Consider the following 17,522-nt stretch of genomic DNA (forward strand, 5'->3'; position numbering starts at 1 on the left):
CGTATGTGCCTGGGCATCCCGGGCCGGGTCGTGGAGATCCACGACGACGCGGGGCTCCGCATGGCGACCGTCGATTTCGGTGGGATTCGGCGTGCGGTGTGTCTGAGCTGCACGCCTGAGGCGGGGGTCGGGTCGTACGTCATCGTGCATGTCGGCTTCGCGATCACCCAGGTCGACGAGGCAGAGGCCCACCGCACGCTTGAGGTGCTGCGGGCGATGGCGGGCGCGGTGGAGGGGGAACTGGGCGAGCCGCTCCCGTAGCAGAGCTCCCGCGACAGACCCGAACCATCGGACCCGGGGGACCCCGGTCGGCCCGTCAAGAGGGCCGGTCGGCCCCTGTCGCGGGCACAGTCCTGAGTCGGAAGCTGACAGTGGAAGAGCACGGACCGGCCCGGACGAGGAGGACCGTCATGACCGCCACCGCAGCCCCCGCCGTGCTCGACCGGGATGGTCTGAACGCGCTGGTCGCGGCCCTGGTGGCGCAGGGACGGACCGTCATCGGGCCGACCGTCCGCGACGGTGCGGTCGGGCTCGCCGAGCTGGCCTCGGCGGACGAGCTCCCCTACGGCTGGGGCGTCGAACTGGACGCCGGGCGCTACCGACTGGTCCGTCGCGAGGATGGGGCGGCCTTCGCGCACAGTGCGGGCCCGCAGTCCTGGAAGTCCTACCTGCACCCGTCGCGGGAGCGGCTGTGGAGTGCCGACCGGACGTCCGAGGCGGAGATCGCCTACACCGCGCACGAGCCGGAGGCACCGTCGTACGCCTTCCTCGGTGTCCGCCCCTGTGACCTGCGGGCCATCGCGATCCAGGACCGTGTGCTGACCGGCGGGCGCTACGCGGACGATGGCTACGGGAAGCGTCGGCGCACGGCGCTGCTGATCGCCGCCGAGTGCACCGAGCCGGGCGCGACCTGCTTCTGCGTGTCCACCGGTGGCGGCCCCTCCGCCGACCCCGGATACGATCTCGCGCTCACCGAGATCGTGGACGAGGAGGGGCACCGCTTCCTCGTACGCGTCGGCAGCGACGAAGGCGCCGAGCTGCTGGAACGGACACCGCACCGGACCGCCGACCCGGTCACGCAGCAGACTGCTCGCGCGGCCGTGGACGCGGCCCGCGACCGCATGGGCCGCGCCCTGCCCCCGGTCGACCTGCGCTCCCTGATGGGTGCGAGCCTGGACGCCGAGCGCTGGGACGACGTCGCTGCCCGCTGTCTGACCTGCGGCAACTGCACAATGGTCTGCCCGACCTGCTTCTGCACCACCACCGAGGAGATCACCGACCTCACCGGGGATCACACCGAGCGCTGGCAGCGCTGGGACTCCTGCTTCGACCTGGACTTCTCGTATCTGCACGGTGGCCCCGTCCGTTCCTCGGCCCGTAGCCGTTACCGGCAGTGGCTCACCCACAAGCTCTCCACCTGGCACGACCAGTTCGGCACGACCGGATGTGTCGGCTGCGGGCGCTGCGTCACCTGGTGCCCGGCCGGCATCGACATCACGGAGGAAGTCGCCGCCCTGGATGCCGAGCGAGCCGCTCTCGGAACGGAGACGGACTGATGCCTCCCTCACTCGCGCTGCGCATGAACCACGCTCTGCCCGTCGAGCACCGCGAGCGGCTGCTGCGCGTCGGTCACGAGGTGAGCTTCCGGCCGGGCGCCCGTATGTTCGACGAGGGCGGCCACGCGAACCGCTTCTGGATCATCCGGGACGGCACCGCCGCCCTCGACATGCATGTGCCGGGTCGTCGCCCGCCGGTCATCGAGACGCTCGGCGTCGGCGACCTCGTCGGCTGGTCCTGGCTGTACGAGCCGTACGTCTGGCAGCTGGGCGCCGAGGCCCTGAGGCAGCTGAGGGCCCACGAGTTCGACGCCGTCGCCGTCCGGCTGATGTGCCTGAAGGACCCCGAGTTCGGGCGTACCGTCGAGCACTGGGTCGGCAGGGTGCTGGCGCACCGGCTGAACGCGGCCCGCGCCCGGCTGGTCGATCTGTACGGGATCTATGAGACGAAGGAACCGCGATGACCGCCGTACCGGTCCCGCATCGCGTGGTGGCCCGCCGTCCGGAGACCGCGGACACGGTCACACTGCACCTCGAACCGGTCGGCGCGGCGCTGCCCGACTTCGCGCCGGGACAGTTCGCGATGGTGCACTCCTTCGGCCGGGGCGAGATCCCCGTCTCGGTGAGCTCCGTGCAGGCCACGGGCGGTCTCGCGCACACGATCCGCTCGGTGGGCGCGGTCTCCGACGGGCTGTGCGCGATGCGCGTCGGCGACGTCGTCGGGCTCCGCGGCCCGTACGGCAACACCTGGGAGCTGGAGCGGGCGTACGGCTGTGACGTGCTGGTCGTCGCCGGCGGCATCGGTCTCGCCCCGCTGCGGCCGCTGATCCTGAGCGCGCTGGCCGAGCCGGCGGCCTACCGCCGCGTCAGCGTGCTGGTCGGGGCACGTACCCCGGGCGACGTGATCGGCCGGCAGGAGATCGACGGCTGGCCCACGGCGTTCACCGGAGTGACGGTCGACCAGCCCGGCGCCGACTGGCGACGCGACGTCGGCGTGGTCACCCAGCTGCTGGGGCGTGCGCCCTTCGAACCGGACGGCACCTGGGCGTTCGTCTGCGGGCCCGAGCCGATGATCCGCGCCACCGCCCGCGAACTCGCCGAGCGCGGTGTCCCCCGCGACCGCATCCGTGTCTCGCTGGAACGGAACATGCGCTGTGCGACCGGGCACTGCGGCCACTGCCAGCTCGGACCGCTGCTGCTGTGCCAGGTGGGCCCCGTCGCGAACTGGGCGCAGGCCGAACCTCTCCTGTCGGTAAGGGAGTTGTGAGATGGCCCCCACACTCGCCGTGTTCAAACTGGCCTCCTGCGACGGCTGCCAGCTCACCCTGCTGGACTGCGAGGACGAACTCCTGGCGCTGGCCGGCGAGGTGGAGATCGCGCACTTCCTGGAGGCGTCCAGCGCGGTGGCCCCCGGTCCGTACGATCTGTCCCTCGTGGAGGGCTCGGTCACCACGGCCGCCGACGCCGAGCGGGTCCGCGCGATCCGGGCGGCCTCGCGTCACCTGGTGACCATCGGGGCGTGCGCGACCGCCGGGGGCATCCAGGCGCTGCGGAACTTCGCGGACGTCGACGAGTACCGGCGGGTCGTGTACGCGCACCCCGAGTACGTCGAGACACTGGCCACCTCCACCCCCGTGTCGGCGCATGTGGACGTCGACTTCGAGCTGCGCGGCTGCCCGATCGACAAGCGCCAGCTCATCGAGGTGATCACCGCGTTCCTCGTCGGCCGCAAGCCGGACATCCCGGACCACAGCGTGTGCTTCGAGTGCAAGCGGCGCGGCACGGTCTGCGTCACCGTCGCCCACGGCACCCCCTGCCTCGGCCCGGTCACGCACGCCGGGTGCGGGGCGCTCTGCCCGGCGTACCACCGCGGCTGCTTCGGCTGCTTCGGCCCGTCCGGGTCGGTGAACCTGCCCGCGCTGATCCCGCTGCTGCGCCGCGACAGCCTCGATGAGGACGACGTGGAGCGGTTCCTGCACACCTTCAACGCCGCCGCGTTCGAGAAGGTCGAGAAGGTCGAGAAGGTCGAGAAGGAGCTGGCGACGTGACGCACCGAGGCTCCCGTCTGCTGCACGTCGGCTCGCTCTCCCGGGTCGAGGGCGAGGGCGCGCTGCGCCTGCACGTCCACGACGGCACGGTCACCGAGGCGCAGCTGAACATCTACGAACCGCCGCGGTTCTTCGAGGCGTTCCTGCGCGGCCGCTCCTACACCGAGCCGCCGGACATCACGGCCCGTGTGTGCGGGATCTGCCCGGTGGCGTACCAGATGAGCGCGTGCGCGGCGATCGAGGACGCGTGCGGAGTGAGGGTCGATCCGGTGATCCGCGAGCTGCGCCGGCTGCTGTACTGCGGCGAGTGGATCGAGAGCCAGGCGCTGCACATCTATCTGCTGCACGCCCCGGACTTCCTGGGCCGCGCGAGCGCGATCGAACTGGCCCGCACGCACCGGGCCGAGGTCGAGCGGGGGCTGAGGCTGAAGAAGGCGGGCAACTCGCTGATGGAGCTGCTCGGCGGTCGGGCGGTGCATCCCGTGAACGTCCGCCTCGGCGGCTTCCACCGAGCGCCGACGAGAGACGAACTCCGGCCGATCGCCGAGGAGTTGAAGCAGGCGCTCGACGACGCATGGGACACCGTGCGCTGGGTGGCCGGCTTCGAGTTCCCGGACGCCCGGATCGAGGCCGACCTGCTGGCACTGGCCGAACCGGACACGTACGCCATCGAGGCCGGGACGCCGGCCCTCCTGCGCGCCGACGGGACCACCGGCGCCTTCCCCGTGCGGGACTTCACCGAGCACGTCACCGAGACACACGTGCCGCACTCCACCGCACTGCACTCCCGGCTCGACGGGCGGCTGCATCTCACCGGCTCCCTCGCCCGGTTCGCGATCAGCGGGGCGCGGCTGTCACCGGTGGCGCTGGAGGCGGCCGTGGAGGCCGGGCTCGGCGATCCGCGCGAGGGGGCCGTGTGCCGCAATCCGTTCCGGTCGATCCTGGTGCGGGCCGTGGAGACGGTGTACGCCGTCGGCGAGGCGCTGCGGGTCATCGAGGCGTACGAGCCGCCCGCACGTCCGTTCACCGAGGTGCCGCCGGTCGCGGGCATCGGCCACGGGGCCACCGAGGCTCCCCGCGGGGTGCTCTACCACCGCTACGAACTCGACGCCGACGGCCTCGTCACCAGCGCGCTGCTGGTGCCGCCCACCGCCCAGAACCAGGGCGCGATCGAGGACGACCTGCGGCGGCTGACCCAGCGGGCCATCGGCGCGGGCGACCCGGACGACGGCGAGCTGACGGCCCTGTGCGAGCGGGCGATCCGCAATCACGACCCGTGCATCTCCTGCTCGACCCACTTCCTCGACCTGACGGTCGTCCGTACCTGAAGAACGAAATCCGGGAGGTCCCGATGCCTGAATCCCCGTACACCGTGAGCGATGTGATGACGCACACCGTCGTCGCCGTCGGCAGCGAGGCGCCCTTCAAGGAGATCGTCGAACTGCTCGACCAGTGGAAGGTCAGTGCCCTGCCGGTGCTGGCCGGTGAGGGGCGGGTCGTCGGGGTCGTCTCCGAGGCCGACCTGCTGCCCAAGGAGGAACTGCGCGACGGCGACGAGGCCGGGAGCGACGTCGAGGTACGGCTCAAGGCGGCGGCACTGACCGCGGGAGAGCTGATGAGCACCCCGGCGGTGACCGTGCACGCGGACGCCTCACTGGCCGAGGCGGCGCGCATCATGGCCCGCCGGCACGTCAAGCGGCTGCCGGTCGTGGACGGCGTCGGCCTGTTGCAGGGCGTCGTCAGCCGCAGCGACCTGCTGAAGGTGTTCCTGCGGCGCGACGCCGAGATCGCCGACGAGATCCGCGGCAGCGTGCTCACCCATCTCCCGGTCACCACCGCGCTGGGAGTCTCGGTCACCGAGGGCGTGGTCACGCTGACCGGCTCGATGCCCGAACGCGGGCTCATGCCCGTGGTGGCCCGGGCCGTTCGGGCCGTCGAGGGAGTCGTCGACGTCCAGCTGGACCTGACCCACCGATGAAGGACCGGCACGACCGATGAAGTACCTCGACGAGTACCGCGATCCCGTCCTCGCCCGGCGGCTGCTGGACGAGCTGCGGCAGACCGCCACGCGTCCCTGGCGGATCATGGAGGTGTGCGGCGGTCAGACCCACACCCTGGTCCGCCAGGGCATCGACGAACTGCTGCCGGCCGGGATGCGGATGATCCACGGCCCCGGCTGCCCGGTCTGCGTGACCCCGCTGGAGACCCTGGACCGGGCCATGGCGGTCGCCGCGACGACCGGCGTGATCTTCACCAGCTTCGGTGACATGCTGCGCGTGCCCGGCACCGACACCGACCTGCTGTCACTGCGCGCGCGGGGCGCGGACGTGCGGGTGGTCTACGCCCCGATGGACGCCGTTCGCCTGGCCGCCGGGCACCCGGAGAAGGAGGTCGTCTTCCTCGCGGTCGGCTTCGAGACGACCGCACCGGCCAACGCGACGGCGGTCCTGCACGCGGCCCGCCTCGGACTCGCCAACTTCTCGATGCTGGTCAGCCATGTCCTCGTCCCGCCCGCGATGACCGCGCTGCTGGACGACCCCGACTGCGAGGTGCAGGCCTTCCTGGCGGCCGGGCATGTGTGCGCGGTGATGGGCTGGCGGGAGTACGAGCCGATCGCCGCCGAGTACCGGGTGCCGATCGTCGTCACCGGGTTCGAGCCGCTGGACCTGCTGGAGGGCATCCTGATGGCCGTACGGCAGCTGGAGGCCGGGCGGTACGAGGTGGAGAACCAGTACGTACGGGCCGTACGCCGCTCCGGCAACACGGCGGCACAGGACGCGGTCCGTGAGGTGTTCCAGGTCACCGACCGGGCCTGGCGGGGCATCGGGGCGCTGCCCGACAGCGGGCTGGAACTCGCCGAGAGGTACCGGCGGTTCGACGCCGCCCTGCGCTTCGACGTGGGCGGGCTGCGTCCCGTCGAGGACGCCGAGTGCATCGCCGGCGCCATCCTCACCGGGGCCGGACTGCCCACCGACTGCACGGCGTACGGCACGCGCTGCACACCCCACCATCCCCTCGGCGCACCGATGGTGTCGTCCGAGGGCACGTGTGCCGCCTTCCACGCGGCCGGACGCACTCCTGCGAGGAGCACGCCATGACCATCCAGTGCCCGACTCCCCACCACGACGACGAGGTCGTCCTGCTCGGCCACGGCGCCGGCGGGCGCCTCACGGCGGAGCTCCTCGACTCGCTGGTCCTGCCCGCCCTGGACGGCGACCCGGGCCCCATGGAGGACGCGGCGCTGCTGCCCGGCTACCGGGAACTGGTGATCAGCACCGACAGTTTCGTCGTCAGCCCGCTGTTCTTCCCCGGCGGGGACATCGGGTCCCTCGCCGTCCACGGCACCGTCAACGACCTCGCCATGCGGGGCGCGTGGCCGATCGCGCTGTCCGTCTCCCTCATCGTCGAGGAGGGGCTGCCGCTGAACGAACTCCGGGCGGTCCTGGCCTCCTTGGGCAAGGCGGCTCAGGACGCAGGCGTGCCCGTCGTCACCGGGGACACCAAGGTCGTGGGGCGCGGTGCCGCCGACCGACTGTTCATCAACACCACCGGTATCGGGCAGCGGCACGGCTCCCTGCACCCGTCCGCCGCACTGGCCCGCCCCGGCGACGCGGTCCTGCTGTCCGCACCGATCGGGCTGCACGGCACGACCGTCCTCAGCACCCGTGAGGGCCTCGGCTTCGAGGGCGACATCACCTCCGACACCCGGCCACTGCACCGCCTGGTGCGCACTCTGGCCCCGCTCGGTGCCGACGTCCACGTCCTGCGCGACCCGACACGCGGCGGACTCGCCGCCGCCCTCAACGAGATCGCCCGTGACTCGTCCGTCGCCGTCGAGATCGAGGAGAGCGCGGTGCCGGTGCCCGAGGCGGTCGCCTCCGCCTGCGATCTGCTCGGCCTGGACCCGCTGGTCGTCGCCAACGAGGGCTGCCTGGTGGCCTTCGTCGCCGCCGACGCGGCCGAGGACGCGCTGAGCGCCATGCGTTCGGTGGGCGAGGGCGCGGAGGCCGTGCGGATCGGCGAGGTGCTGCCGGACGGACCGGCGGGACGGGTGGCGCTGCGCACGCTGGTGGGCGCCCGGCGGATCGTGGAGATGCCGCTCGGGGAGCAGCTGCCGCGGATCTGCTGAGCAGTCACTTACGGTCATCACCTGCGCGAGGCTCTACCGCGGCGCCCGCTCACGGACAGTCCGCGCACCCGGTCCTCCCAGTCCGGCCCCCAGGGGTCAGCGCACCCTCCGAGACCGTGATCTCCAACACCCGGGTCGTGTCCCCGGCCCCGCTGCCGGGCCCGACGCGGGTCACACCCGTGCGGGGTGTACCGTCCGCACCGGTCCAGCGCGCCTTCGCCCGGGCCCGGTCGTCTCCCGCGCCGTCGGTCGAGGACACGGTCCGCTCCGCGTCCCCGGTGAGCACGGCCGCCACACTGTGCCGCGCCGCCCGCAGGCCGTTCACGTTCCGCTCGACGGCGTGCGCGGTCAGCACACCCGGGACCACGGACACCGCCACCGCAAGCGTCCCGGTCAACAGCGGCAGCCAGGCCTCGACGAGATGGCTACGGCGCCATGGGAGTCCCCCGCTCAAGCGAAGCCGAGAGTGGGGGAGGGCCGTGCCGGAAGCGCCACCACAGCCGGCGGGGCCCGGTCATCGTCACTCACCAGCGGGCCCGAAGGCCGTCGCGGCCCAGCACCTCGGCGGGCGGACGGCGCGGCGTGCACCACGTCTGGGTCGTCCGGCCCAGGCGCAGGATCACCTGGGGGAACCGGCCGGCGGTCAGGCGCGTCTGGATCTCCGCCCGCAGCGTGGGCAGCTCAAGGGGCTGGGTGTGGAAGGCGGCCATGACCTGGTGCGCCGCCGCGTACAGCAGCACGCGCTGGAGCGCCTGTCCCGAACGCAGCCAGTCCGCGCGCCGGTCGTGGGGGGTGGATAGCACGACGACGGTGCCGGTCCGTCCAGGGCATCTCCGATACGGGCCGCCGAACCGCCGGACGCAGCCCAGGTAGTCGCGGCCCGCGAGCAGCGTGCGGTCCGGGTGGTGGCGGCACGCCCTGGGCGGCACCCCGTCCGGGCCGACGCAGCGCGCGAGTTCGGCATCGTGTGCGCGGTCGGCGTGGTGCAGTTCCTCCGCGGTGCGCACCAGGTCCGCGAGCAGCCGGAGTTTCTCCGGTGCGTCGATGACCTGCAGGACGGCTCCCTCGGCGCGGGCATGCTCGCGAAGGTCGTCGAGGAAAGTGTCCGGCACAGGATCGGGGCCGAAGGGCCCGCGGTGGGTGTGCCGGTGAGGCATCGCGCGGGCCATCAGGGTCTCGTCGGGGGTGGCCGGGGCGTGGGCCGCGTAGCCCACGTGGGCCAGGAAGGCTGAGTCGCCGGGTTCCGGCAAGAGCTCGACGGCGGGCCGAAAGCCCAGGTGCCGTACGGCCATCCGCACGTTGAGCAGAGCCGCTCCGCAGGCGATCACCGCCTGCCGGCCGCCCGGGTCGGTGAGGATCATCCGCCGCCCGCCGTCCAGGTGCACCTCGAAGCCGTGGTCGTGGCCCTCCTCCGCGAAGAACCACGGCTGGCTGTTGTGCGGTGAGGGCGCCAGAGAGGCGGCGCGGGCCAGGTAGAGAGCCGCGTGACCGGGGGCGAGGTGCACCGCGCGGCCGGGACTCTCGTACGACAGGGACATGATGCATCCACCCTTCGTGAAACTTCCTGGACCGCACGGCCTGCCCGTGGTCCCGGGCCGCGGACCCGCGGTGGTCCCGCCGGGCACCAGGGCGGCGGGACCACGGACACACCGGACACCGAGGCGGTCAGTGCTTCTCCCCCGCCAACTCCTCGGCGACCTCGGCCGCCCACTCCTCGATGCGGGCGAAGTCCCGGAAGTCGCCGCCCTTGCCGTTCTTGAGGATCATCCGTGCGACCCATCCCCTGGCGCCCTCCTCCAGGCAGCCGCCGAAGGTGACGTGCCCCCTGGCGTCGAGCCGGGCCATGGCCTTCTTCACGCCGGGCACGGGTGGGATGTCCCGTTCGGACGCCGAGGCATCGAGCGGGCCGCTGCTGAACAGCCACAGCGGACGTTCGGCCAGCTCGCGGCGGTGTCGGCGGAGGAATCGGCGGGCGTGCTTCTGCCAGCGCCCGGCGTACAGTCCGCCGCCGGCCACCACGGCGTCGTACGACGCCACGCTCGCCACGGACTGGGCGGGCAGCGCCTCGACGCTCAGCCCGTCCTTGCGCAGGACCCCGGCGACGGCCTCGGCGATCTGCGCGGTGGATCCGTTCGTCGTTCCGTAGGCGACCAGCACGTTCGGGGGCATGGCGGTCCGCCTCCTCTCACGTCACAGCCTGCGCAGCCAGTCGTCGGCGACGCCGTGCAGGGCCTGCTCATCGGGCCGGATGTGCGAGTCGTCCAGCCGGTAGGTGAGCTTGTCGACGACGGCGACCACGCCGTCGATCTGACGGGTCATGGAGACGGCGATCTCCATCTCGCTCTTGCGCTCCACATGGCCCAAGAGCGTGACCACGCCCTCGGTGACCTGGACGTCGACGCTGCGCGGTGGCAGCCACAGCGCGCGATCCAGCACCTCCCGGATCACTTCCTCGCGGATCTCCGCGTCCGCCCGCAAGAAGACCTGGAGCAGGTCGCGGCGGGTGACGATGCCGACGAGGCGCTGCTCCTCGTCGAGGACCGGCAGCCGTTCGATGTGGTGCTGCGCCATGGTGCGGGCGGCCTCGACGATGGTGTTGTCGGCGTGCACCGTGATGGCCGGCTCGGTCATCAGCTGACCGGCGGTGCGGGCCCGCGCCTTCACGGCCCGCTTCCGGCCGGCCCGGGTGAGCCGGTCGAAGCGGAAGCGTTTCTTCGGCTCGTACGGGTCGGGCGTGTCGGCCTGGCGCACCAGAAGGTCCGTCTCCGAGATGACGCCGATGACCTTCTCGTCGTCGTCGACCACGGGCAGTCCGCTGATGCGGTGGTCACCGAGCAGCCGGGCCACTTTCTTGAACGGGGTGCCGTACTCGGCTCGGACGACCTCCGTGGTCATCACGGAGCCGACCTTGTTGTGCTTCATGGTTGTCCCTCCTCAGCGGAGTCGGCGCAGATACGGATCCTGGGGCCTGCGGGGCAGCAGGCGTACGCGTGCATCGAGCACGGTGACTCCGCCCGGTGTCGCGAGAACGGGGTTGAAGTCGGCCTCGGCCAGCTGCGGCAGATCGCTCGCCATGCGCGAGAGCCGCAGCAGGAGCTGTTCGAGCCCTTCCAGGTCGACAGGCCCGGCCCCGTTCGCGCCGAACAGGAGCGGGGCGCGGCGCGGGGCCGTGATCAGGTCGTGGACGTCGTGGTCGGTGAGCGGGGCCAGCCGGGCGGCGTGGTCGGCGAGGACCTCGGTGGCGGTGCCGCCGAGTCCGAACAGGACGAGGGGGCCGAAGACCTGGTCCTGTACGACGCCGGCGAACAGCTCGGTGCCGCGGTCGGCGAGCGGCTGGATCACCACGCCCTCCAGGAGACCGGCGAACCGGGTCTCCAAGTCGCGGAACGCCGCGCGGACTTGGTGGTCGCCCCTCAGGTCGAGGTGGACGGCACGCTCGGCACTCTTGTGCACGAGGCCCGGCCAGTGCCCCTTCATCACGACCCGGCCGTCGGCGCCGCGCAGCCGGTCGGCGGCGAGGACCGCGTCGTCCTCGGTGTCGGCCCAGGCCCAGGGCAGTTGGGGAATGCCGTAGCAACCGAGGAGTTCGGCGCACTCGCGCGGGTCGAGCCAGCCGCCGTCGGGGTACCGGTCGAGGTAGGCCTCGACGACGGCGTGGGCGCGGTCCGTCTCGACCTCGTCAAGGTCGGGAACCGTTCCGGCGGGCCGGGCGAGCCAGGCGGCGCGGCGGGCCGCGTGGGCCAGCGCCCGTGCCGCCGCCTGGGGTTCGGCGTAGGAGGGGATGGTGGTGTCCTCGGCGGCGGGCAACAGCTCGACGGACAGGCCCTGTTCGAGTCTGACCGCGGCGACCGGCTTGGGACGTCGTCCGGGAACGCCGGTGAGGGATCGGACGAGGTCGTCGCCGGTCGCCGCGGCGACCGCCGTGGGGACCAGGGCCACGAGGACGGCATCGACACCGCCGTGCCGCATGATCCGGTCCACGCAGTCGCTCAGCTGCTCCTCCGTGACGGCGGCGGTGGCATCGACGGGGTTGCCGACGGCGGCGCCCTCGGGAAGCACAGCCAGCAGGTCGTCGATCAGCTCCGGGGTGGGCGCCGGGAGCTGCAGCCCGGCCTCGGCGCACGCGTCGGCGGCCAGGACACCGGCTCCGCCCGCGTTGGTGACGATCGCGACGCGCGGCCCCGCGGGCAGGGGCTGGGAGTGCATCAGGGCGGCGGTCTCCAGGAGTTCGCCGACCGAGCGCGCGGCGGTGATACCAGCCTGCGTGAACAGGGCGCCGCGGGTCATCGTGCGCGTCGCGGCGGCAGCGGTGTGCGAGGCGGCGGCCCGTCGGCCGGCCTCGGTGCGGCCGGCATCGACGGTCAGCACCGGCATACGGCGGGTCACACGGCGGGCGGTACGGGAGAACGCGCGCGGGCTGCCGAACGACTCCAGGTGCAGCAGGGCCAGGTCGGTGCGGCCGTCGCTCTCCCACCACTGGAGCAAGTCGTTGCCGCTGACGTCGTACTTGTCGCCGAGGGAGGCGAAGGAGGAGACGCCGATGCCCAGCCGGGACATCCCGTCGAGCAGCGCGATGCCCACCCCGCCGGACTGCACGGCGACGCCCGCCGTACCGGGGCGCGGATGGCCGGCGGCGAAGGTGGCGTCCAGGCACAGCTCCGGCTGGGTGTTGGAGATGCCGAGGCAGTTGGGGCCGACGAGCCGCATGCCGTACGTACGGCAGGTCGCCAGCAGGGCCCGGACCTGCTCGGCGTCCAGGCCCGCGGTGACGACGAGGAGCGCCCGTACGCCCGCCTTCCCGCACTCCTCGGCGGCGTCGGGGATCGCGGCGGCGGGCACGGCGAGGACCGCGAGGTCGGGAGTCCTGGGCAGGGCGCTGACCGAGGAGTGGCACGGTACGCCCAGGATCGACCTCGCGGCAGGGTTCACCGCGAACAGACGGCCGGTATAGCCGCCCGCGTGCAACTGGTGCAGGATCGCCCGGCCCACCGAGCCCGGCTTGCGCCCGGCGCCGACGACGGCGACCGTCTTCGGCCGCAGCAGTGGTTCCAGACTGGCGACGTCGGCGGCCCGGCCGCGTTCCTCCACGGCCGTGAGATAGGTGTCGCTCTGGTCGAGTTCGATGGTGCAGCGGACCTCAGGGCCCTCGAAACGACGGGATGTGCGCAGGCCGAGGTCGGCGAAGAGCTGGAGGACCTCGTGGTTCTCGCTGAGCGCGTCCGCCGTGAACGACGTGATGCCTTCGGCTCGGGCGGCCGAGACGAGGTGCTCGACCAGCAGGGTGCCGACCCCGCGGTGATGCAGTCCGTCGGCGACGGCGATGGAGATCTCGGCCACCCGCTTCTCGTCCCCGGTGTCGTACTCGGCGAGTCCGATCACCCGGCCCGCCGTCTCGGCCAGCAGGGCCTGGTAGCCGGGGCGCGGCTGGGCGCATGCCCGGTCGGCGGCCATCGCGGCGGAGCGGCGGCTCGCGGCGAAGAACCTGAGGCGCAGGTTCTCCGGTGACATCTCCTCGTACAGCCCTTGCACCTGGTCGTGATCGTCGCGCCTGACGGGACGGATGCACACCGTGGTGCCGTCCGCGAGCAGGGCGTGGACCGTGGGCCGGCTGAGCGTGTCATCCGTCATTGCGGATCTCCTCCACAGATTCCTCTCGACACTTAGAGCATCCAGCGGGAGAGGGGTCGGCCCCATGGGCTGTTCGGGCGGGGCCGGTGGGCCGGTCGGCCCTGAAAGGAAGGCCGGGTGTCAGGCGTTCCAGCCCGTTCCCCCCGGCCTCGGGCTGCGGCACGCCCGCCGGCCTCGGCACGTCGTGGCCGGCTCCCGTATCCCGTATCCCGTATGCGGCGTACGAGTCCGACGAGGGCATGAACCACCTGGACCCGCTGACGGTGGCCGGCTTTCAAGGGCCCCATGCCCACTGCGGTGGCTCGCCCTGCGCGACCGGCTGGTGTCCGATGCGCACGGCGACCGGCGGGCGCACGCACAGATGGTGATCCGCCTGGGCTGCGGCCCGCAGGGCCGGCCGTCACCGCGCCGTACGGCGTCGCAGGCCCTGGCCGAGAGCGCTGTGCCGATGCCCCGCTGAACGGGCGACACGACCCCCTGTCCCGTCTCCGGCATTGAGGGCAGCTCGCCCTCGCCGCAAGGGAGCAGGGCGTCCACGCGCCCGTCACCTGCCGTTCTACCGCTTCCTCCGCCGAGCGAGCCGCCGCACCCCGCGCACCGCCAGCTCGACCAGCAGCACCGTGGATGCCGTGCCCAGGCACAGGGCCCACTGGCCCACGTCGAGCGGCACCGTGCCGAACGCCGTGCGCGCCCACGGCAGGTGGACGGCGACGATCTGCACGGCGAGTACACCGGCCAGGCACAGCCACAGCGTCCGGTTGCGGAGCTGGTGGCGGCCGAGCAGGGGCCCGTCGTCGGCGCGGGCGCCCAGGGAGTTGAACAGCTGGAACAGGACGAACGTGGTGAACGCCATGGTCAGCGCGGTGTCCGAGCCGGTCCGCGAGCGGGCCGCGGCCAGCAGGGCCACCGTGCCGAGGGCCATGACCGCGTCGGCGCGGGTGATGGCCAGCAGGCGGCGGGCGTCCAGGATCCGCTCTTCCGGGTCTCGCGGCGGGTGGCTCATCACGTCGTCGCGGGCGGGGTCGACGGCCAGGGCCATGGCGGGCGGGCCGTCCATGATGATGTTGATCCAGAGGAGCTGGGCGGCGGTGAGCGGGGCGGGCAGGCCTGCCAGCGAGGCGCCCAACAGGGTCAGGATGGCGCCGACATTGGTGGCGAGCTGGAAGCGGACGAACTTGACGATGTTGTCGTAGATCGCGCGTCCCTCGCGCACGGCCCGCACGATCGTGGAGAAGTCGTCGTCGGTGAGGACCACGTCGGCGGCCTCCTTGGCCACGTCCGTGCCGGTGCGTCCCATGGCGACACCGATGTGGGCGGCCCGCAGCGCCGCCGCGTCGTTCACGCCGTCGCCGGTCATCGCGACGATGTGGCCGCGGCTCGACAGGGCCCGCACGATGACGACCTTGTGCTCCGGGGCGACCCGCGCGAACACCGCGATGTCGTCGATGCGCGCGGCGAGTTGGCCGTCCGTCATCCGGTCCAGTTCGGAGCCGGTCACCACGTCCCCGTCGATGTCCAGCTCGTGCGCGATCGCCGTCGCCGTGTCGGCGTGGTCGCCGGTGATCATCTTCACGGCGACGCCGGCCGAGCGGCACAGCGCTATCGCGTCGCGTGCCTGGGGGCGTGGCGGGTCGGCGATCCCGGCGATCGAGACGAGGGTCAGCCCGGGGAGCGTCGACGGGTCCGGCGGTCTGTCGAGCACGGCGGTGGCGGCGCCGAGGACGCGCAGTCCCGCGCCGCCGAGCCGTGCGGTGACGGTCTCGATCTCGCCGCGGCGGACGTCGTCGAGGCTGCGCACGCCCTCGTCGGTCCGTACGTCGGTGCACAGGTCCAGCAGGACGTCCACCGCACCCTTGACGTGGACGCGGGTGCGGCCGTCGGGCTCGGTGTGGAAGGTGGCCATGTACTTGGTCGCCGCGTCGAAGGGCAGCTCGCCGGTGCGTGGCAGCTCGGCCCGCAGTCCGTCGGCGTTCATGCCGGCCTTGGCGGCCAGGACGACCAGCGCGGCCTCCGTCGGGTCGCCGACGAAACCGTCGTCCGTAAGGCGCGCGTCGTTGCAGAGGGCGAACGGCAGGACCGCGGACAGGAGTCGGTCCTCGTGTCCCTCGGCGCCGCAGACGGCACCCTGCGTGCCGTAGCCCTCGCCGGTCACGTCGTAGAGGCGCCCGGCGGTCCACAGGGCCCGTACGGTCATCTCGTTGAGGGTCAGTGTGCCGGTCTTGTCGCTGCACACGACCGTCGCCGAGCCGAGCGACTCCACCGAGGCCAGCCGTTTGACGATGGCGCCACGCCGGGCCATGCGGTACACGCCGAGCGCGAGGGTCAGGGCCAGGACGGCGGGCAGTCCCTCGGGGATCGCGGCAACCGCCAGGGCCACGGACCGCAGGGCGATGTCCGCGAGCCCCTCGCCGCGGATCAGCGCGACGAGCGCGTAGGCGACCACCGCGACGCCGCTGAGCAGCGCGAGCCGGCGGCCGAGGCTGTCGAGCTGGATCTGGAGCGGGCTGGGCGGTTCCGTGCCGGTGCGCAACGCCTCCGCTATCGCGCCGAGTTCGGTGCGCATGCCGGTTGCCGTGACGATCATCTCGGCGCGGCCCCGGGTCACGGCGGTGTTCATGAACAGCATGCTGGTGCGCTCGGCGAGCGGCACCGCACCGGTCGCCGCGATGTCCTTGGCGACGGGCTGGGACTCGCCGGTCAGGGCCGCCTCGGCGACCTCCACCGACTCCGCGACCGTGAGCCGCCCGTCGGCCGGGACGCGGTCGCCCGCCTCCAGCAGGACCACGTCGCCGGGTACGAGGGTGTGGGCCTCGACCACCCGCTCCGCGCCGTCGCGGCGGACCCGGGCGGTGGATACGAGCATCCGGCGCAGCGCGTCCAGGCTGCGCTCGGCGCGTCGCTCCTGGAGGTAGCCGAGGACCGCGTTGATCTGCAGGACGACGGTGATCACCACGGCGTCTCTGACGTCCCCGATGGCACCGGCCACGACGGCGGCGATCAGCAGGATGCCGATGAGCCAGTTGCGGAACTGGTCCAGGAACTTCAGCCATTCGGGCCGCCGGGCCGGTTCGGCCAGCCGGTTGGGTCCGAAGGCCGTCGCGCGCTCGTCGGCCTCGCGGGTGCTCAGGCCCGCCGCCGCGTCGACTTCCAGGCGGGAGGCCACCTGGGCGGGGGCCAGTCGGTGGACGTCCGCGCCCGCGACCGGCTCGGGCGCGACCTGTGTAGTCCCGCCCATGGTCACTGCCCGCCCGACCGGACGACGGCGACCGGGCAGTGCGCATGGTGCAGCACCGCCTGGCTGACCGAGCCCAGCAGCAACCCGCTGAACCCACCCCGGCCGCGCGCCCCGGCCACGAGGAGCCCGGCGTCGGCGCTGGCCTCGATGAGGGCGTGGCGGACCCGGCCGCGCACCAGCCTGCGGTCCACGGCGACGTCGGGATACTTGTCGTGCAGCCCGCCCAGTGCCTCGGCCAGCACCCGCTGCTCCTCGTCGCGCAGCCGGTCCTCGTCGTACGTCACGAAGGGCGGGTCGCCCGGACCGTCGTAGGCCCGCTCGGTGTGGGTGTTCCACACGTGCAGCGCGACCAGGTCCCGGCCGTGCGTCGAGGCCTGCTCGAAGGCGAACTCGACGGCTGCCCGGGCGGCGGGTGATCCGTCGACGGCGAGCAGCACGGGTCCTGCGGGGTCCGGCCTGCCGCGCACCACCAGTACGGGGCAGGCGGCGTGGGCGGCCAGATGACCGGAGGTGGAACCGAGCAGCAGGCTGCCGAACCGGCTCAGCCCGCGGCTGCCGACCACCATCAGGGACGCTGTCCGGGACTCGATCTCCAGCGCCATCAGCGGCTCGCCGACGACGACTTCACGCCTGCACTCGACCCGGGGTGCCGCTTCGCGGGCACGCCGCTCGGCCTTGGCCAGCGTGTCGTCGACCAGCTCGCGCAGCCCGGCCCCGCTCGGTCCCCACGGCCGGCCGCCCGGTGGCAGATGCGCGGAAGGCCAGCTGAAGGCGTGCACCAGCCGGAGTCCCACTCCCCGCACATCGGCCTCGCGCGCCGCGACCTCCACGGCGGTCAGACTCGACGGCGAGCCGTCCACTCCCACGACAACCGGGCCGTTCATCGCGCTCCCCTCTCCGGGCAGGGCCCACCGCACTCCACACGA

Annotated in this window: 16 protein-coding genes; 9 read left to right on the plus strand and 7 right to left on the minus strand. The window is 72.8% G+C overall.

The window, feature by feature from the left end; translation table 11 throughout:
* The first annotated feature begins 3 nt into the window (after nucleotides 1-3).
* From GFH49_RS13045 to hypE, 9 genes are all read left to right on the plus strand, one after another.
* Complete coding sequence (locus tag GFH49_RS13045; RefSeq protein WP_155056020.1) at nucleotides 4-261, plus strand: HypC/HybG/HupF family hydrogenase formation chaperone; 258 nt, start codon at nucleotides 4-6, stop codon at nucleotides 259-261.
* 149 nt (nucleotides 262-410) lie between these two features.
* Nucleotides 411-1,556 (plus strand): 4Fe-4S dicluster domain-containing protein, encoded by a 1,146-nt coding sequence (locus GFH49_RS13050; RefSeq protein WP_155056021.1) that lies wholly within the window; start codon nucleotides 411-413, stop codon nucleotides 1,554-1,556.
* Nucleotides 1,556-2,020 (plus strand): Crp/Fnr family transcriptional regulator, encoded by a 465-nt coding sequence (locus GFH49_RS13055; protein ID WP_155056022.1) that lies wholly within the window; start codon nucleotides 1,556-1,558, stop codon nucleotides 2,018-2,020. The genes GFH49_RS13050 and GFH49_RS13055 overlap by 1 nt, the downstream gene beginning before the upstream one ends.
* Nucleotides 2,017-2,823 (plus strand): FAD/NAD(P)-binding protein, encoded by an 807-nt coding sequence (locus tag GFH49_RS13060; protein WP_155056023.1) that lies wholly within the window; start codon nucleotides 2,017-2,019, stop codon nucleotides 2,821-2,823. The genes GFH49_RS13055 and GFH49_RS13060 overlap by 4 nt, the downstream gene beginning before the upstream one ends.
* A gap of 1 nt (nucleotide 2,824) precedes the next feature.
* The gene (locus GFH49_RS13065) at nucleotides 2,825-3,604 is read left to right on the plus strand and encodes an NADH-quinone oxidoreductase subunit B family protein (RefSeq protein ID WP_155056024.1); all 780 of its coding nucleotides are present in this window, start codon (nucleotides 2,825-2,827) and stop codon (nucleotides 3,602-3,604) included.
* Nucleotides 3,601-4,932, plus strand: a complete 1,332-nt coding sequence (locus GFH49_RS13070; RefSeq protein WP_155056025.1) for a Ni/Fe hydrogenase subunit alpha — start codon at nucleotides 3,601-3,603, stop codon at nucleotides 4,930-4,932. The genes GFH49_RS13065 and GFH49_RS13070 overlap by 4 nt, the downstream gene beginning before the upstream one ends.
* Before the next feature lie 23 nt (nucleotides 4,933-4,955).
* The gene (locus GFH49_RS13075) at nucleotides 4,956-5,582 is read left to right on the plus strand and encodes a CBS domain-containing protein (RefSeq protein WP_155056026.1); all 627 of its coding nucleotides are present in this window, start codon (nucleotides 4,956-4,958) and stop codon (nucleotides 5,580-5,582) included.
* Nucleotides 5,583-5,598: 16 nt separating this feature from the next.
* Entirely contained in the window at nucleotides 5,599-6,702 is a 1,104-nt protein-coding gene (gene hypD, locus GFH49_RS13080; protein WP_155056027.1) for a hydrogenase formation protein HypD, read from the plus strand.
* Entirely contained in the window at nucleotides 6,699-7,733 is a 1,035-nt protein-coding gene (gene hypE, locus GFH49_RS13085; RefSeq protein WP_155056028.1) for a hydrogenase expression/formation protein HypE, read from the plus strand. Before hypD ends, hypE begins: the two co-directional genes overlap by 4 nt.
* A 49-nt stretch (nucleotides 7,734-7,782) precedes the next feature.
* On the opposite strand, the gene GFH49_RS13090 is transcribed toward hypE, so the two are convergent.
* From GFH49_RS13090 to GFH49_RS13120, 7 genes are all read right to left on the minus strand, one after another.
* Entirely contained in the window at nucleotides 7,783-8,187 is a 405-nt protein-coding gene (locus GFH49_RS13090; protein WP_155056029.1) for a hypothetical protein, read from the minus strand.
* A 70-nt stretch (nucleotides 8,188-8,257) separates the two neighbouring features.
* A complete protein-coding gene (locus tag GFH49_RS13095) occupies nucleotides 8,258-9,271 on the minus strand; it encodes an Acg family FMN-binding oxidoreductase (protein ID WP_155056030.1) in 1,014 nt (337 codons plus the stop codon).
* Between the two features lie 127 nt (nucleotides 9,272-9,398).
* Nucleotides 9,399-9,902: a flavodoxin domain-containing protein gene (locus GFH49_RS13100; RefSeq protein ID WP_155056031.1), complete on the minus strand. Its 504-nt coding sequence runs from the start codon at nucleotides 9,900-9,902 to the stop codon at nucleotides 9,399-9,401.
* Between the two features lie 21 nt (nucleotides 9,903-9,923).
* The gene (locus GFH49_RS13105; RefSeq protein WP_155056032.1) at nucleotides 9,924-10,655 is read right to left on the minus strand and encodes a CBS domain-containing protein; all 732 of its coding nucleotides are present in this window, start codon (nucleotides 10,653-10,655) and stop codon (nucleotides 9,924-9,926) included.
* 12 nt (nucleotides 10,656-10,667) lie between these two features.
* Entirely contained in the window at nucleotides 10,668-13,361 is a 2,694-nt protein-coding gene (locus GFH49_RS13110) for a bifunctional acetate--CoA ligase family protein/GNAT family N-acetyltransferase (RefSeq protein ID WP_155056033.1), read from the minus strand.
* Nucleotides 13,362-13,917: 556 nt separating this feature from the next.
* A complete protein-coding gene (locus GFH49_RS13115) occupies nucleotides 13,918-16,596 on the minus strand; it encodes a cation-translocating P-type ATPase (RefSeq protein ID WP_155056034.1) in 2,679 nt (892 codons plus the stop codon).
* A 2-nt stretch (nucleotides 16,597-16,598) separates the two neighbouring features.
* Nucleotides 16,599-17,480 carry a universal stress protein gene (locus GFH49_RS13120; RefSeq protein ID WP_155056035.1) on the minus strand — a complete coding sequence of 294 codons (882 nt, stop codon included), beginning with the start codon at nucleotides 17,478-17,480 and terminating at the stop codon, nucleotides 16,599-16,601.
* Nucleotides 17,481-17,522: the final 42 nt, after the last annotated feature.

Source organism: Streptomyces blattellae, assembly GCF_009709555.1.
Taxonomy (GTDB): Bacteria; Actinomycetota; Actinomycetes; order Streptomycetales; family Streptomycetaceae; genus Streptomyces; species Streptomyces blattellae.

What these genes read in the sequence shown, in the direction of transcription:
- GFH49_RS13045 (WP_155056020.1), top strand. Translation starts at nt 4, where the DNA reads ATGTGCCTGGGCATCCCGGGCCGGGTCGTGGAGATCCACGACGACGCG.
- GFH49_RS13050 (WP_155056021.1), top strand. Translation starts at nt 411, where the DNA reads ATGACCGCCACCGCAGCCCCCGCCGTGCTCGACCGGGATGGTCTGAAC.
- GFH49_RS13055 (WP_155056022.1), top strand. Translation starts at nt 1,556, where the DNA reads ATGCCTCCCTCACTCGCGCTGCGCATGAACCACGCTCTGCCCGTCGAG.
- GFH49_RS13060 (WP_155056023.1), top strand. Translation starts at nt 2,017, where the DNA reads ATGACCGCCGTACCGGTCCCGCATCGCGTGGTGGCCCGCCGTCCGGAG.
- GFH49_RS13065 (WP_155056024.1), top strand. Translation starts at nt 2,825, where the DNA reads ATGGCCCCCACACTCGCCGTGTTCAAACTGGCCTCCTGCGACGGCTGC.
- GFH49_RS13075 (WP_155056026.1), top strand. Translation starts at nt 4,956, where the DNA reads ATGCCTGAATCCCCGTACACCGTGAGCGATGTGATGACGCACACCGTC.
- hypD (WP_155056027.1), top strand. Translation starts at nt 5,599, where the DNA reads ATGAAGTACCTCGACGAGTACCGCGATCCCGTCCTCGCCCGGCGGCTG.
- hypE (WP_155056028.1), top strand. Translation starts at nt 6,699, where the DNA reads ATGACCATCCAGTGCCCGACTCCCCACCACGACGACGAGGTCGTCCTG.
- GFH49_RS13095 (WP_155056030.1), bottom strand. Translation starts at nt 9,271, where the DNA reads ATGTCCCTGTCGTACGAGAGTCCCGGCCGCGCGGTGCACCTCGCCCCC.
- GFH49_RS13100 (WP_155056031.1), bottom strand. Translation starts at nt 9,902, where the DNA reads ATGCCCCCGAACGTGCTGGTCGCCTACGGAACGACGAACGGATCCACC.
- GFH49_RS13105 (WP_155056032.1), bottom strand. Translation starts at nt 10,655, where the DNA reads ATGAAGCACAACAAGGTCGGCTCCGTGATGACCACGGAGGTCGTCCGA.
- GFH49_RS13110 (WP_155056033.1), bottom strand. Translation starts at nt 13,361, where the DNA reads ATGACGGATGACACGCTCAGCCGGCCCACGGTCCACGCCCTGCTCGCG.
- GFH49_RS13115 (WP_155056034.1), bottom strand. Translation starts at nt 16,596, where the DNA reads ATGGGCGGGACTACACAGGTCGCGCCCGAGCCGGTCGCGGGCGCGGAC.
- GFH49_RS13120 (WP_155056035.1), bottom strand. Translation starts at nt 17,480, where the DNA reads ATGAACGGCCCGGTTGTCGTGGGAGTGGACGGCTCGCCGTCGAGTCTG.